15 protein-coding genes and 2 pseudogenes are annotated in these 13,189 nt (G+C 41.2%); 7 read left to right on the top strand and 10 right to left on the bottom strand.

What is annotated here, in order from left to right; translation table 11 throughout:
- Positions 1-126 precede the first annotated feature (126 nt).
- Positions 127-780 (bottom strand): UPF0149 family protein, encoded by a 654-nt coding sequence (locus tag JMX82_RS07550; RefSeq protein ID WP_055124733.1) that lies wholly within the window; start codon positions 778-780, stop codon positions 127-129.
- 246 nt (positions 781-1,026) lie between these two features.
- On the opposite strand from JMX82_RS07550, the gene JMX82_RS07555 reads away from it, so the two are divergent.
- Together JMX82_RS07555 and JMX82_RS07560 are read left to right on the top strand one after the other, a co-directional pair.
- The gene (locus JMX82_RS07555; protein ID WP_201540085.1) at positions 1,027-1,467 is read left to right on the top strand and encodes a hypothetical protein; all 441 of its coding nucleotides are present in this window, start codon (positions 1,027-1,029) and stop codon (positions 1,465-1,467) included.
- Between the two features lie 116 nt (positions 1,468-1,583).
- A complete protein-coding gene (locus tag JMX82_RS07560) occupies positions 1,584-2,015 on the top strand; it encodes a cell division protein ZapA (RefSeq protein ID WP_201540086.1) in 432 nt (143 codons plus the stop codon).
- Positions 2,016-2,097: 82 nt separating this feature from the next.
- Here the strand turns inward: JMX82_RS07560 and JMX82_RS07565 are convergent, their stop codons facing one another.
- The 5 genes and pseudogenes from JMX82_RS07565 to JMX82_RS07585 all read right to left on the bottom strand — a co-directional run bounded on the left by JMX82_RS07565 (position 2,098) and on the right by JMX82_RS07585 (position 6,700).
- The gene (locus tag JMX82_RS07565) at positions 2,098-2,394 is read right to left on the bottom strand and encodes a hypothetical protein (RefSeq protein ID WP_227676468.1); all 297 of its coding nucleotides are present in this window, start codon (positions 2,392-2,394) and stop codon (positions 2,098-2,100) included.
- 357 nt (positions 2,395-2,751) lie between these two features.
- Positions 2,752-4,596: pseudogene (glyS, locus tag JMX82_RS07570) on the bottom strand (glycine--tRNA ligase subunit beta); the annotation flags it as partial.
- A gap of 96 nt (positions 4,597-4,692) precedes the next feature.
- A pseudogene (locus JMX82_RS14410) lies at positions 4,693-5,001 on the bottom strand (glycine--tRNA ligase subunit beta); the annotation flags it as partial.
- 9 nt (positions 5,002-5,010) lie between these two features.
- On the bottom strand, positions 5,011-6,000 hold the full coding sequence (gene glyQ / locus JMX82_RS07580; protein WP_201540168.1) for a glycine--tRNA ligase subunit alpha: 990 nt from the start codon (positions 5,998-6,000) through the stop codon (positions 5,011-5,013).
- A 487-nt stretch (positions 6,001-6,487) separates the two neighbouring features.
- The gene (locus tag JMX82_RS07585) at positions 6,488-6,700 is read right to left on the bottom strand and encodes a PspC domain-containing protein (protein WP_045454060.1); all 213 of its coding nucleotides are present in this window, start codon (positions 6,698-6,700) and stop codon (positions 6,488-6,490) included.
- 564 nt (positions 6,701-7,264) lie between these two features.
- Here JMX82_RS07585 and nadR point away from each other — a divergent pair.
- The 5 genes from nadR to JMX82_RS07610 all read left to right on the top strand — a co-directional run bounded on the left by nadR (position 7,265) and on the right by JMX82_RS07610 (position 10,650).
- Positions 7,265-8,305, top strand: a complete 1,041-nt coding sequence (gene nadR, locus JMX82_RS07590; protein ID WP_201540087.1) for a multifunctional transcriptional regulator/nicotinamide-nucleotide adenylyltransferase/ribosylnicotinamide kinase NadR — start codon at positions 7,265-7,267, stop codon at positions 8,303-8,305.
- A 113-nt stretch (positions 8,306-8,418) separates the two neighbouring features.
- A complete protein-coding gene (pnuC, locus tag JMX82_RS07595; RefSeq protein WP_055124738.1) occupies positions 8,419-9,150 on the top strand; it encodes a nicotinamide riboside transporter PnuC in 732 nt (243 codons plus the stop codon).
- 195 nt (positions 9,151-9,345) lie between these two features.
- Positions 9,346-9,798: a DUF962 domain-containing protein gene (locus tag JMX82_RS07600; protein ID WP_201540088.1), complete on the top strand. Its 453-nt coding sequence runs from the start codon at positions 9,346-9,348 to the stop codon at positions 9,796-9,798.
- A 366-nt stretch (positions 9,799-10,164) separates the two neighbouring features.
- Positions 10,165-10,302: a hypothetical protein gene (locus tag JMX82_RS07605; RefSeq protein WP_201540089.1), complete on the top strand. Its 138-nt coding sequence runs from the start codon at positions 10,165-10,167 to the stop codon at positions 10,300-10,302.
- Between the two features lie 33 nt (positions 10,303-10,335).
- Entirely contained in the window at positions 10,336-10,650 is a 315-nt protein-coding gene (locus JMX82_RS07610; protein WP_265089311.1) for a hypothetical protein, read from the top strand.
- Positions 10,651-10,700: 50 nt separating this feature from the next.
- Here the strand turns inward: JMX82_RS07610 and JMX82_RS07615 are convergent, their stop codons facing one another.
- From JMX82_RS07615 to JMX82_RS07630, 4 genes are all read right to left on the bottom strand, one after another.
- On the bottom strand, positions 10,701-11,117 hold the full coding sequence (locus tag JMX82_RS07615) for a roadblock/LC7 domain-containing protein (RefSeq protein WP_140412966.1): 417 nt from the start codon (positions 11,115-11,117) through the stop codon (positions 10,701-10,703).
- Positions 11,118-11,125: 8 nt separating this feature from the next.
- A complete protein-coding gene (locus tag JMX82_RS07620) occupies positions 11,126-11,659 on the bottom strand; it encodes a GTP-binding protein (RefSeq protein ID WP_055124740.1) in 534 nt (177 codons plus the stop codon).
- Between the two features lie 4 nt (positions 11,660-11,663).
- Positions 11,664-12,392, bottom strand: a complete 729-nt coding sequence (locus JMX82_RS07625; protein WP_201540090.1) for a BLUF domain-containing protein — start codon at positions 12,390-12,392, stop codon at positions 11,664-11,666.
- A 188-nt stretch (positions 12,393-12,580) separates the two neighbouring features.
- Positions 12,581-12,940 (bottom strand): hypothetical protein, encoded by a 360-nt coding sequence (locus JMX82_RS07630; protein ID WP_201540091.1) that lies wholly within the window; start codon positions 12,938-12,940, stop codon positions 12,581-12,583.
- Between the last annotated feature and the right edge of the window lie 249 nt (positions 12,941-13,189).

The following is a 13,189-nucleotide window of genomic DNA, read 5'->3' on the forward strand; positions in this document are numbered from 1 at the left end:
TAGAGAGCCCTGTTTGAAATAGTCTCTTTATTTTAAAGCCTTTATACTTACTTTTACAGATTAGGGACACGCCCTAGGACGTGTTGAATATCAACTCATATCAAAGCATTTACGATAGCGTCTTTATTATGAAGGACGGTTTTGATTCATCGCATCAACGACTGGCGGCATTGGCTTTGGTAACTTGCCTTCTGCCTGCAGCTCTTTGGTGGTTTTGGCATCGATAGCCAGTCCCGCAATCAGGGCAATATCTTTGACAGGTTTACGCGTGCGGGTGGCAAAGCTCACTGGCACCATGCGCGCAAACTCATAAATATGCAGATAAGACTCTTCGCCACCTTCAAAGTTTTCGTCATCTTCTAAGCGAATACCACCGATTTTAGCCAAATCAGACAACATCTCATTTTCGTCACCACTTAGACCACAGTCGGTAATCCCAAAACCCGTCATAAAACCATTTGCCCACTGTTTCAATGCCATCACGCGCTCGTACAAATCATGTTCATCATCTGGTACTAATGGCGTGTAAGAATAAGCATCGTCTTTGTCTTTAAGCTGAAAAACCGTGTCTTCCGCTTCTTCTGTTAACAGTGTCAATGCCTCATCAGGTAAAGGCGCAAAACTGAGCTCCTCAAATACCTTAGCCCATACTTGCTCATCAGGCGCATTACAAGCAGTCATAAGCCCTGTCATCAAGCCGTGCACCTCGCTGATAGATACGTCAGTCCAGTCATCAAAAGCCGTCAGCCATGTATTCCAGCCAGATATATTGTCATTCATAATAGAGGTCCTAGTGATTGATTATTGCTTAAAAAATATTGCTTAAAAAATAAAAACAGACGGATAAAATAGGTTTGAGACATCGCTTGATATTATCAATCAAACCATGGCTAATAAAAATAAACAAACAACGCCTAATATAGGTAATTACTTTGTTGATATAGATATTATGCGGTCACCTATGGCATTATTAAACGCAGAGAACAAAATTCATTCACGCTTACTTGTTAAGGATAAAAACTGACTATGTATGATCAACTTAGAATATTAGAAAAAATGATACTCGACATAAAAAAACAGTATCAGCTTGTCAGTGCTGAACTTAGCAGCCTCAAACAGCATCCTGTTAGCGACCCTCAAGAGCTTGCAACATTAACGACCAAGCTCAACACTAGTCATAGCGAACGCGACGGTGCCAAAAAACAATTGAACGATCTCGACAAGCGCTACCAAAGCTTGGCTGAAGCGCATCATATGATAGGCGAAGAGCAAGATAAATTGCAAAAACAGGTCAGCCAATTGCAACAACAAAACAGCCAGTTACAGCAACAAAATAATGAATTAAAGCAGCAATATAGCGATATTAAACAGCAAAACAGTGAGCTGCAGAAAAAGAATCAATTGGCAGCAGAGCGTACACAAGTTGTATTAAAACGCTTAACCCACATCGATCAAGTAGAAGGCTGATCAGTGATGGTAATAAACGATGACCGATCATCACTACTTGCTAATGAAACCGACAAAATCAAAACGGTAATATTTTATATTACTCATTTTACTGACCAGACATTGTAGGATTTATCATGACCGATGACCACAAAAACTCTATAGAAGAAAAGCCACAAAATGGCCAACAGCAGAATATTTCTTCTAAACCACAACCAGTCGCTGCAACTGGTTCAAATACGTCGAGTGCTACTGTGAAAACCACTATCCCTGAACCACAAATCAAAAAGGTTGATATTGCAATTGCGGGTGTCACCTATCCTATTTATTGCCCAGTACACGAACAAGAAGAGCTGCTCTCAGCTGTCTCGTATATCAATAACCATGCACTAGATCTCAAACGAGATGCGCCAAGCCTCAGTCAAGAAAGTATCTTGGTACTGTGCTGCTTGAATTTGTATGAAAAAATACACACCAATCAAAGAAGCGATGAAGATCGACTACAGCAAGACAAACAATCTGAAGCGCTATTAAATAAAATTATGAAAGACGCACAGTCTGTTTTATAAGCGCATATTACGCGACGAAACAATAAGCGCTTCGCTCTGATGAGCCAAGCGCTTTTTTATGCCCAAGCCATAATCTAATTATTTATACGTCAGGGTTATAAACCTTACCTGCATGAAAATCTGCTTGATGCTCATAATTGCAAAAAAACAATGCTTGGTTTTCGCCAATAGCACTCTCACTATTTGCAGCCAAGTTGGGCTTGGTTTCAAGGACGCCTCGGTATTCAGCCAAGCTGTTGCCACAAAAATTGCACTGACGCGGTGTAATCACATCCCCTTTTTTTGGCATCATGCTTTTGGGCGCACGCGGGTACATAAATTTATAAAACCCCCACATTACTATCCAAATAACGATGATGATAATGATAACAGCAAACACGGCAGTGCTCCTTTGAATATGAGTAAGCGCTATGAATGATAAAAGCCGCTTGGCGGATTATTCAATACGTCTGAACAGTATAACTTAACCAGCAATACTGACGATATAGTCAGAGCATTTTTAAACCGCTACGGTGTTACCCGCCCTAGATGTACTCAGTGTACTATCTGCGGTCGGTCGCCTTGTAGCGATTCTAAAACTCCTTGACTATAGTGCTATGCTTTAGCGAGTTAATTGTCCATCCATTTATCATGGTAATTTATCAATAAATGCCATGATACGGTGTAAAAAACTGGCCATAGCGGGCCAGTTTTTGTATTAAACAGAAAATCAAGTGAGCGATTTATATTAGTGAAACTATAGCTGCAACTCACTGATATCAGCGACGGTTAAAAACAATGCGCGTACTTGCTTAAGCAGCGCTAAGCGGTTGTTTTTAAGGGCGGCATCTTCACTGTTGACCATCACATTATCAAAGAATTGCGTCAACGGCTCATCTAAGCTGGCAAGCGTTTGCAATACTTGTGTGTAATCAGCTTGTTCTAGCAGCGGTTTAACCGCCATCTGCGCTTGCAGCACACTTGCATATAAACTTTGCTCGGCAGATTCAGACAATAGCGCTTCATCCACAGTATCAGCGACACTCACTTCTGACTTGGCCAATATATTGGCGACACGCTTGTTTGAATCAGCAAGCATCGAGGCTTGTGACAATTCGCTAAAGGCTTGTACGGCGCGAATACGCTGATCAAAATCAAGCGGCATATGCGGGTTAATCGCTTGCACTGCCTGAATGGTATCGACGCTCACGCCCTGCTCGGTATACATCGCACGATAGCGCGAGTTTAAGAATGCCATGACCTGAGTAAACGTATCACCCATTTTTTCAATCTTGCTGCCTTCAGCGTCACTATAGCCTTTAATCGCTTGCTCAACGAGCGCTACCAAATTAATTGGCAATTGCTTTTCAATCAAAATACGCAAGATACCGATGGCTGAACGACGTAGACTGAACGGATCTTTTGAACCCGTCGGTGCTTGGTCAATGGCGAAAATACCAACAAGCGTATCTAAACGGTCGGCTAATGCTAAGCAAATGCCAATTGGCGTCTGTGGTAATACGTCGCCACTGAACTTGGGCAAATATTGCTCTTCTAAACTTGCCGCGACTGCTTCAGGCTCATTATTCAAACGCGCATAATAAGTGCCTGCAATACCTTGTAATTCAGGATATTCACCGACCAACGAGCTTGCCAAATCGGCTTTTGACAAAATACCCGCACGCACCGTTTCATCGATATCAATCTGCTGACCTTGCTGTTGCATCAAGGCGGCAATAAAGGCGGCAAGCTTGGCAATACGCTCAGATTTTTCCCAAATCGTACCCAGCTTGTCTTGGAAGACGCGAGTTTTGAGGCTTTCTGTCAACGCAAATAATGGCTGTTTTTGATCTTGTAAGAAGAAAAACTCGGCATCGGCCAAACGTGGACGTACGACTTTCTCATTACCTTCGATAATTTGATTGGGATCTTTTGACTCAATGTTGGTAATAAAAATAAAGTAAGGCTGCAACTTGCCTGCTTTATCAGTTAAGCAAAAATACTTTTGATCCGCTTGCATGGTCGAGATAAGCGCTTCTTGCGGCACTTGTAAAAAACGTGGCTCAAAGCTTGCTCGTAGCGCAATGGGGAAATCAACCAATGCGGTGACTTCATCCAACAAATCTTGCGGCACGATAGCATCAGCATTGACTTCATCTGCTAGCGCTTTGACTTGGTTTTTGATCAGCATTTGACGCTTATCAAAATCAGCCACAACTTTTAAGCCATCAAGCAATTGCTCATAATTACCAGCATGAGCAATCTCATGGTAATTAGGGCTATGGAAGCGATGACCACGCGTTTGATTAGCAGTCTGATGACCTTGGATAGTAGCGTCAATCACAGCACTATCTTGCATCAATACTGCCCATTGTACTGGACGGACGAATTCATTACGGCTAGCGCCTGAGCGCATACGCTTAGCAATCGGCAAGTTATCAAGCGCTGTTTGGAAAATAGCGGGTAGCAATTCAGTCGTTGCTTGACCCTGAATGGTTTGCTCAAAACTAATATAACTACCTTTGCTAGTGCCTGATACAGAAATTTTAATACCGTACTTTGTAAGAAAAGATATAGATTTCTGATTCAGTTCTTCTAAGACTTCTTTATAACCTTGCTTATTTATTTTATCAATAAGTTCTTTAAAATTACGATTTGATTTTTCGTCTTTCGAGTCCCTAAAAAAATTCTCCAATACTTGTGAATTTTCGAAAGGTATATTACTACTTACTGAGCCTCTCAAAGCCTTTGAAAGATTACCCTCTGCATCAAACGCGGCTTTAATCGCAGGACCGCGCTTTTGCTCGCTACGATCCGGCTGCTTATCGCTAATACCCTGAATCTGAAGTGCCAAACGACGCGGCGCAGCAAAAGCTTTAATGCTATCAAAGGTAATATCAGCTTCAGTTAACTGCGCTATCACGCTTGCTTGTAGCGCATCACGTAGAGGTTTTAGGCTTTTTGGAGGTAGCTCTTCACACCCCAGTTCAAATAGAATAGTACTCATGGGATGCTCCTATTTATTGTTATTAGTAGATTGGTTGTTATCAATAGTTTGATTGCTTTCTGTATTCTCAGCGGCTTCTTCTTTTGGCAAATACTTATCGAGCGCCGCTTGACGATGTGCCTCATCCGCTAATGGAAAGCCTAACTTAGCTCGTGCTTCAACGTAACCAATGGCAACCTTACGGGCAAGCGTACGCACACGTAAGATAAAACGCTGACGTTCGGTCACTGAAATCGCACCGCGCGCATCGAGCAAGTTAAAGGCATGCGAAGCTTTTAGTACCATCTCATAAGCAGGTAATGGCAAACCTTCGGCAACCAATTTATCTGCTTGCTGCTCATAAAAATCAAACATCTGACCCATCATTGGCACATCAGCGTGCTCAAAGTTATAAGTCGACTGCTCAACTTCGTTTTGATGAAAGACATCGCCATAAGTGACGCGACCAAACTCACCATCTGCCCAGACCAAATCGTAAACGCTGTCAACACCCTGCACGTACATTGCCAAGCGCTCAAGTCCATAAGTGATTTCACCAGTCACTGGGAAGCACTCAAGACCGCCTACTTGCTGGAAGTACGTAAATTGCGTTACTTCCATACCGTTGAGCCAAATCTCCCAGCCTAGTCCCCACGCACCCAGCGTTGGCGACTCCCAGTTATCTTCAACAAAACGCACATCGTGCACCAATGGATCAATACCAATGGCTCTTAGCGAGTCCAAATACAGCTCTTGGATATTGGGTGGATTTGGCTTTAGCACCACTTGAAACTGATAGTAATGCTGCAAGCGGTTGGGGTTGTCACCGTAGCGACCATCGGTTGGACGACGTGACGGCTGCACATAGGCAGCATTCCAACGCTCAGGACCTAACGAGCGTAAAAATGTCGCGGTGTGAAAAGTACCCGCGCCGACTTCCATATCATAAGGCTGCAAGATAACACAGCCCTTATCTGCCCAATAATTCTGTAGGGTTAGGATTAAATCCTGAAACGTCATCGGTTGAGGGTCTGTATTTTCTATCATCGGAGTTGTCGCTTGGGATGTCATAGTTTGGGTTTTCATAGTAAAGCCACTGTGGAATGGATATTTATAAATAAAGTTTTGATAGCACTCGTATAGCCTATTCGGCAACGACTCTATTTGCCTGCTCACCTTACTAAAAATTGACCATTTTATCTATATTTACATCAATTAAATTTATGCTGCAGACCTAAACGAGTCGTTATAGGGCTCATTTATAATCAAACTGCTGCAATATAGGAGACACAAAAGTAGCAGATAAAAAAATACCCAAATGCGCGAGCATCTGGGCAGGAGGAAAAGTATGTCTTTGGTATCCTGATGAGTCAGGCTTTTTGTTTTTTAGTCGAACTGCTATTCTTTTTTTTGGTAAAAATCTATCTGAGATAATCTCGATAGTGATGCTATCAAAACGATACTACTATTAAGCTATTAAAAAGATAAGAGCAAATATAAAAAAATCTTATTGGTAAGACGCACTAGTCGCTTTTGGCATGATTATCCATAAAATTATATAAATTAAGATGCCAGGTACTGCTGCACTCAAAGATGAGATAATCACGAATAATACTCTCACCCAAGTTGGTGACCAACCAACGTATTCGGCAATGCCGCCCATCACACCTGCTATCATGCGATTGTTCTGTGAGCGATGTAGTTTTGCTAGTTTAGCCAAATCAAATACCTCTCTATCATTTCTATTGTTATTTGAAATTCTGCTTTTTTTCTTCTGTTTTTATGCTTTTTTCCGATTGTAGTTAGGAAGCTGCTTAGCCTTCTTAACTTATGAATAAGTATAGCAACTATTTAATATTTATCTGTTGAACGTATAGACGTACTTTGTGAGTTTATGCTAACCAAGCTTGCCCTAATCTGTCATAAAACCTCATAAACTGCTGATTTTAAATAGTTATTTCAAAATGTTTCATGATTAGCTTTATTGCTGCCATATTACACATGTTGTTACAAATCCAATATTTAGCCATTTTCAGCACATAGATATTGTGTAGATGGACCTTCAGAAATGGTGAGATACTCAAACACTTACAGTTAAATTAATAACTTGGTCATATTTTTATCAGAAAAAAGTCGTATAAAGTCGTATAAAAAGATACCCCTTTACAATAACCTACCTGTAAATCGCCTTAAACCTTTATAACATGCTGGTAAATAACAGATATTCCAGCAGTCTATCTATAAAATTAGTGTGATGAAGCATGACTAAAAATTAAGGAAAGCTATGTACGAGTCAGGATTGATGATTGGACATTTTGAGCCACTACATTTAGGTCAAATGCGCAGTATATTGGCTGCGGCAGGACAAGTGAAAACCTTGCATATTATCATTATGGCGCATCCAGCACCGCATCCAGACTTTGAGATTACTTTGCAAGACAAAGCACGTTGGCTACAGATGGCGTGTGCTGATTTGCCATTTATCCAGATTCATACCACTCATGAGATTGAGCTGCCGCTACATGATAGCTTCGTTGATGTGACAATCGACATTCCTACCAGCAATGCCAAACTACAACGTTTGACGACAGCGCTCGACTTACCAGCAGATACAGTCTTGTTTGTCGCAGAAAACCACCCATTGGCGCAGAGTGATGTCTATGAGCGATTATCGATGCCAGTCGTCACGACCCCGTTACAGCCTGAGTTTGATTCTTATGCCATCGCTCGTAACCCAGTCGCGCATTGGTCAGCTATTCATCCCCAAGCGCGCGGCGACTATACCAAAACGGTGGCGATTGTTGGCGGTGAAAGTTCGGGTAAGACCACATTGGTACATAAACTGGCCAATTATTATGGCGCCAGCTTCGCTTTAGAGATGGGACGCTTATATGTCGGCACAGATTTGGGCGGTAGTGAAGTCGGTCTACAATACAATGACTATGGTCCGATTGCCCTTCAGCATGCTCAAGCTATAAGAGATGCGGCGGCTAATGCGACCGCTCCTGTCACCATCGTTGATACCGATTTTGTGACCACTCAAGCATTTTGTGAAGAATATGAAGGTCGCAGCCATCCTTTTGTGGCGGCTTGTATCGATGAGTTTCGCTTAGATCATACCATTATGCTGGATAACAATACGCCGTGGATTGATGATGGCATGCGCTCATTGGGCACGCCTGAGGCACGTGGACGCTTTGAGCGACGTCTCGTCGATATTTTTGCTCGTCATGATATCAAACCACACATGGTTGATCAGCCAGATTACGATGCGCGCTATCAGCAAGCGCTGCTGCTTATCGATCAGTATGTTTATGGCAGATAGACGACATGGTAAAAATAGCGATGGCAAGAATAGCGATAATACAAAAATAATATGATACTAAAAAATAAAATAAGAACTCATTGTAGTTTTAATACTTTAAGGAAAAAGGCTTTATGCGTATTCAGCTATTAGATAATATTACTGGAAAGTGGGCGATGCAATGGATTGTCACTTGGTTCATTTGCGGGGTAATAGCCTTATCCGCAGGTTTTTGGCTCACGACAGAACACACCACACTTGATATGTTTTATTTGGGCGTGTCTTTCGTTGGTTTGGTCTGTGTGGTTTCGCTATCATTTCGCAAAAACGTCATGGGCAACGGGCTGGGAATGGCAGCGACTGCGGGAGAAGTCGTCGTGCAGGCGACGTCTGGTGCAGTCGGTTTGATGCTCGCGCCACTTTTCAACTTTTTCACCCATGTCTACGGTATTTTTTATTGGTCAAAACATACCGATCCTGATGGCGACATGATACCAAAGGCGGCGAGCAAAGCAGTTTGGTTAATTACCGCCGCCTTTATTATTATTGGTCTCGCACTTTTCCCCACGGTAAATAATTTACTCGCCAGCTATGGCTATGCAGTGGTTGAAAATGATAATAGTAAATTCCTAGGATTTATCTCCTTCTTTTGGATCAACGTCATTGCTTTTGTCCTCTCCATCACTGCACAAGCCGCAATGATTTTGCGCTATTCATTTAACTGGTGGTTATGGATTATCGTTAACTTTGTCTGGCTCATCGTCAATCTAATGTCGGGCAATTACATTTTTGCCATTCAAACCATGATATATCAAATAAACGCTTTTATTGGTTTGTATGAATGGCAGCGCAGTGAACAAGGTTAACGGTTATCTTGTATGGTCATAAGCGCTGATATCTCAAAAGAATAAAATCGAAGAGCTCGCAGATATTGACAAATATATTGATAGCGCTATAGGTTTTGACTGTGCCGTCTATCAGATAATGTGGTGGACTGGCTCAATTAGTGCTACAACTGATAGGAGAGATTTTTCAATTCATCTACTAACACGGAGGTTAGTATGTCTCGTACTCAGCAAAAACGCCTGTCTAAACGCACACTTGAGCAATGGCTTAGTGAATATTCTGTCAGTCATCAAAACCTAGTCAATAAAAAAATCCATTGGCTATGCGTTCCTACTATATTTGTCAGCCTGTTAGGCATGGGCATGTCGCTATCAGTCTGGTTTACCTTGGTACTTAGCGCGTTGGTATTGTTGTTTTATATGCGTCTATCCACGCCGTTATTCTTGGCGATGGGAATATTTATTCTTATTTGTTTGTCAGTGATGGCATTATTACCATGGGGCTTTAAGGTTTGGGCGGCTATTTTTGTGGTTGCTTGGATTGGACAGTTCATCGGTCATAAAATTGAAGGCAAAAAACCCTCATTTTTTGAAGACTTACAATTCTTATTAATTGGTCCAGCATGGGTAGCTAATAGCTTGATGGGTCGAAAAAAAAGCCAAGCCTAACTATTTATCCTTGATAGTATCTTTAAGCTTAGTATCTTTAAGCTCAGTACCGTTAGAATTAGTACCTAAAAAACCACTATCTAAAACTGATATCTTGACTCAAAAAAGCACCGCTCAACAATCCGTTAAGTGGTGCTTTGTATATTACGCTATCAAAGAACAAGTTATAGAAAATAAGCTATCAAAAAAATTTATTGACTGTAATTAACTCCTCTAAATTTCAGAACAATAACACTGTAAATATAGCGTCAAATAACCACAGCAGAACCGTTTACTTCAAAATCGAACCATTCATTTTAGAATAGAGCCAACAGCATAAATTAAGCCTATTCGCCCGATAGTTAATACGCGACAAGCCTCTATGCAATGTGTTGTAAAAACTCTTCACTACGCGCCATCACCGACAGATACAGCACTGGCTGTCCCGTCCTAAACGCTGAGTTGGATTTTTCTGATCGACACATTGATTTGATCGAAGAAGGGTATGAGTTGGTCGAGTATTAAGAGCTGCAAGATTCCAGCGACCAAACAAAACGGCTGGCGCTGATTCGTTATTCGCTCTGTGCCAGTCCCGATTATCTGAGCAGGATGGGATTACTTGAGACGCTAGCAGATTTGGAGAATCATGAATTTTCACAAGATGGTTTTGGCATAACAAGCAACCTAAAGCTGACCGATGAAGAAGGCAGAAAGCAGAAGCACAGGATTCATGCCAAAATTAACGCCACTAATGGTGAGTTTTTGGTAGATATGGCCGTCAAAGGTCAGGGCATTACCTTTATACAAGGTCGATATCTGAATACAATGTCGATATTTGATAACGCAAATAATATCACATGTCTATCACGTTGAATTGTCGCTTATAGCCTGCCGAATCCAGCAATCTTAGTTACTTATGCGCCTTACTCAGTGATAGCAGAAATGACACCAATCAATTTTTTGGTCTTATATCTTGCTTCTGCTAGTGCCATCTTATTCTGCGCTACCACGGTCAATACACAAGGTTTACCAATATAGTCAGTTTTGACAAATAGCATATTCCCAGCAGTGGCTTCGACGATAGTGATGTCGCACTTGCCCTGCTTCATTTGACTCGCGGATGAATCGCTCAGCGCTGATAGCGTGCTACTCATCGCCGCAAACTTGTCCGTTTGATTGCTCAATTCACTGATCGAAAAGCAACTAATGGGAAAGCCATCTGTGGTGCATAAGCTAACCAATATGACTTCTCTATTGGCGTCACACAATGCTTTCATGTGGCTTAATAACGCTATTTTTGCTGGTGATTTTTCGTCTAATTTTTCTTTTAACATAGTCATATCTGGCATCAGTCTTGATTATTAAGGGTATTAAATAATGACAACAGAGACACGGCGGACTCTCTATTTCTAGGATCTGTATGGAGCACGGGTGCCACCACATTATGCTGCATCAACATCACTCTTATTTCTTGTCCCAGTGCTGAAAGACTATCTTTGTCAGCATCCTCGCAATGAGTGATACCAATGATACACGTGGTCTGATTTTTTTCTGGTGCAAAAAAGTGTAATAGCTTATCTAAATTGGCATAATCGGGTGTCTCGCCATATCTAATCAAAATGAGCAATCCCCATAGCGACTGATTGACGAATTCCCATAAAAAAGAAAAACGCTCTTGACCTGGCACACCGTAAATACCTAGCGCCATATCGTCAGACAGAGTGATGCGCCCATAATCGATGCCGACCGTCGTGTACTCTTTACCGATATCAATACTAGATTTTGCTTCTGTTTCGATGGGGCTTATCTCGCTTAGGGTTTTGACCAACTGAGTTTTTCCAGCACCTACTTCACCAATGATTGCTAGCTTCTGATAATTCAATTTTTTACCTCATTCCTAAGAATTTTTTGATCGCACCATAAAATTTGTTAGGCTTTTTCTCATTTACGGTTTGCTCATGTATCGGTGCTGCCTCTGTGACACTCAATAAACCTAAACGATCAAACTCTCTGACAATCTGTGTGACTTGATGATGGCTGCCAAACTCACCACTATCCGCTAGTGCATTAAACGAATAAGGCTTTTTAGTCAATTTGATACACAGGTTCATAATCATTTGCGGCTGGCTTTCATTGTTGAGATCAGGCCATGCCAGCAATCTTAAATCCTTACCTTCATAATACTTTTCAGGCACCGTATCAGATTTTTTTATATCAATAAACGGTTGAATACGTCTTTGTTGAGACTCATTAAAGCTGTTTAACACAGCGCTATTATTCTCAATGAACGCATTAAAAAAGTTGCCTTGATCCACAAAATCAAACACGCTCACAGCCCAATTATGAAAGCTGCGTTTGATCACGCGCACATCCAAAAACACCCAAAGATCTTCATGTCTAGGATCAGAAGCTATCTTACTCATTAACTTGTCTACTTCCAGATAAGGGCCTTCTAGCACTTGCAGGTACTGACCTTCACGGTAAGAGATGATACCCGTAATTTGCGATTTTGGATTATGCTTACGAGAGACGCTAACGATGTCTGATAACCCAGTAGGCATTCGAATAGTGCGATCACTGATTGGAACTCTACTGACGTATGCAATACATTTCATTTTGCCACCACTTGATAAAACGGCTCACGCTCGTTAAGTTGTTACCACTGTCTATAAAATAATAATTCGCTATGTACAGTACGTACATAGCGAATTTGACCTTGTTGCCAGCCTTGTCTTATTTAAGGCGCGATAAGCAACAAGGAGAGTTTGATAAATCACTCATTTTTTGAACACGACCAACCGAATTATACCTCTAGTTTATTTTCTACCGCTTGTACCTTACGGCGGGCTAATGCAAGATTGGCTTTTGATTTATCAAGCACCAAATAAATAAACAAGTCTTCATGCTTGGCTGTAGGACGAATGATGTGCAGTTGAGACTCCAAGGTGATCAACATATCTTCGATTTCACCTTTGATATCTAATGACTTCATTGTTGCTACCTTCGCCTTTACCACTTGCGAGTTACCTGCTGCTGCAAGTTCTAAGTCAACGCCGCCGCCAGCCATACCAAGTACCATGCCTGACATATAGTCAACGATACAGCCACCCATTGCACCATCAAGATTCATTAATTCTTGTGACGACTCATCGATATTTGACATACTTTTTCCTATTTATCTGATTGTATTTAAATGAAGTCATTCCATCACAGAAGTGCCTTCGTAATTTAAAGGTATGAAGCTAAATTTAGCTTATTATTTACTCTTTTTATTATTAGTATATCTTAACGTACACTAAAAACTTATAAGATAATTATAACAATAAAATATCAATAACTAAGTATGTTTTTTGGTAAAAACGATATAGTCTATTTATAAACAACGTCTACATACCGTAGCGGTGGTCATTAT

Source organism: Psychrobacter sp. 1044 (assembly GCF_904846525.1).
GTDB lineage: Bacteria > Pseudomonadota > Gammaproteobacteria > Pseudomonadales > Moraxellaceae > Psychrobacter.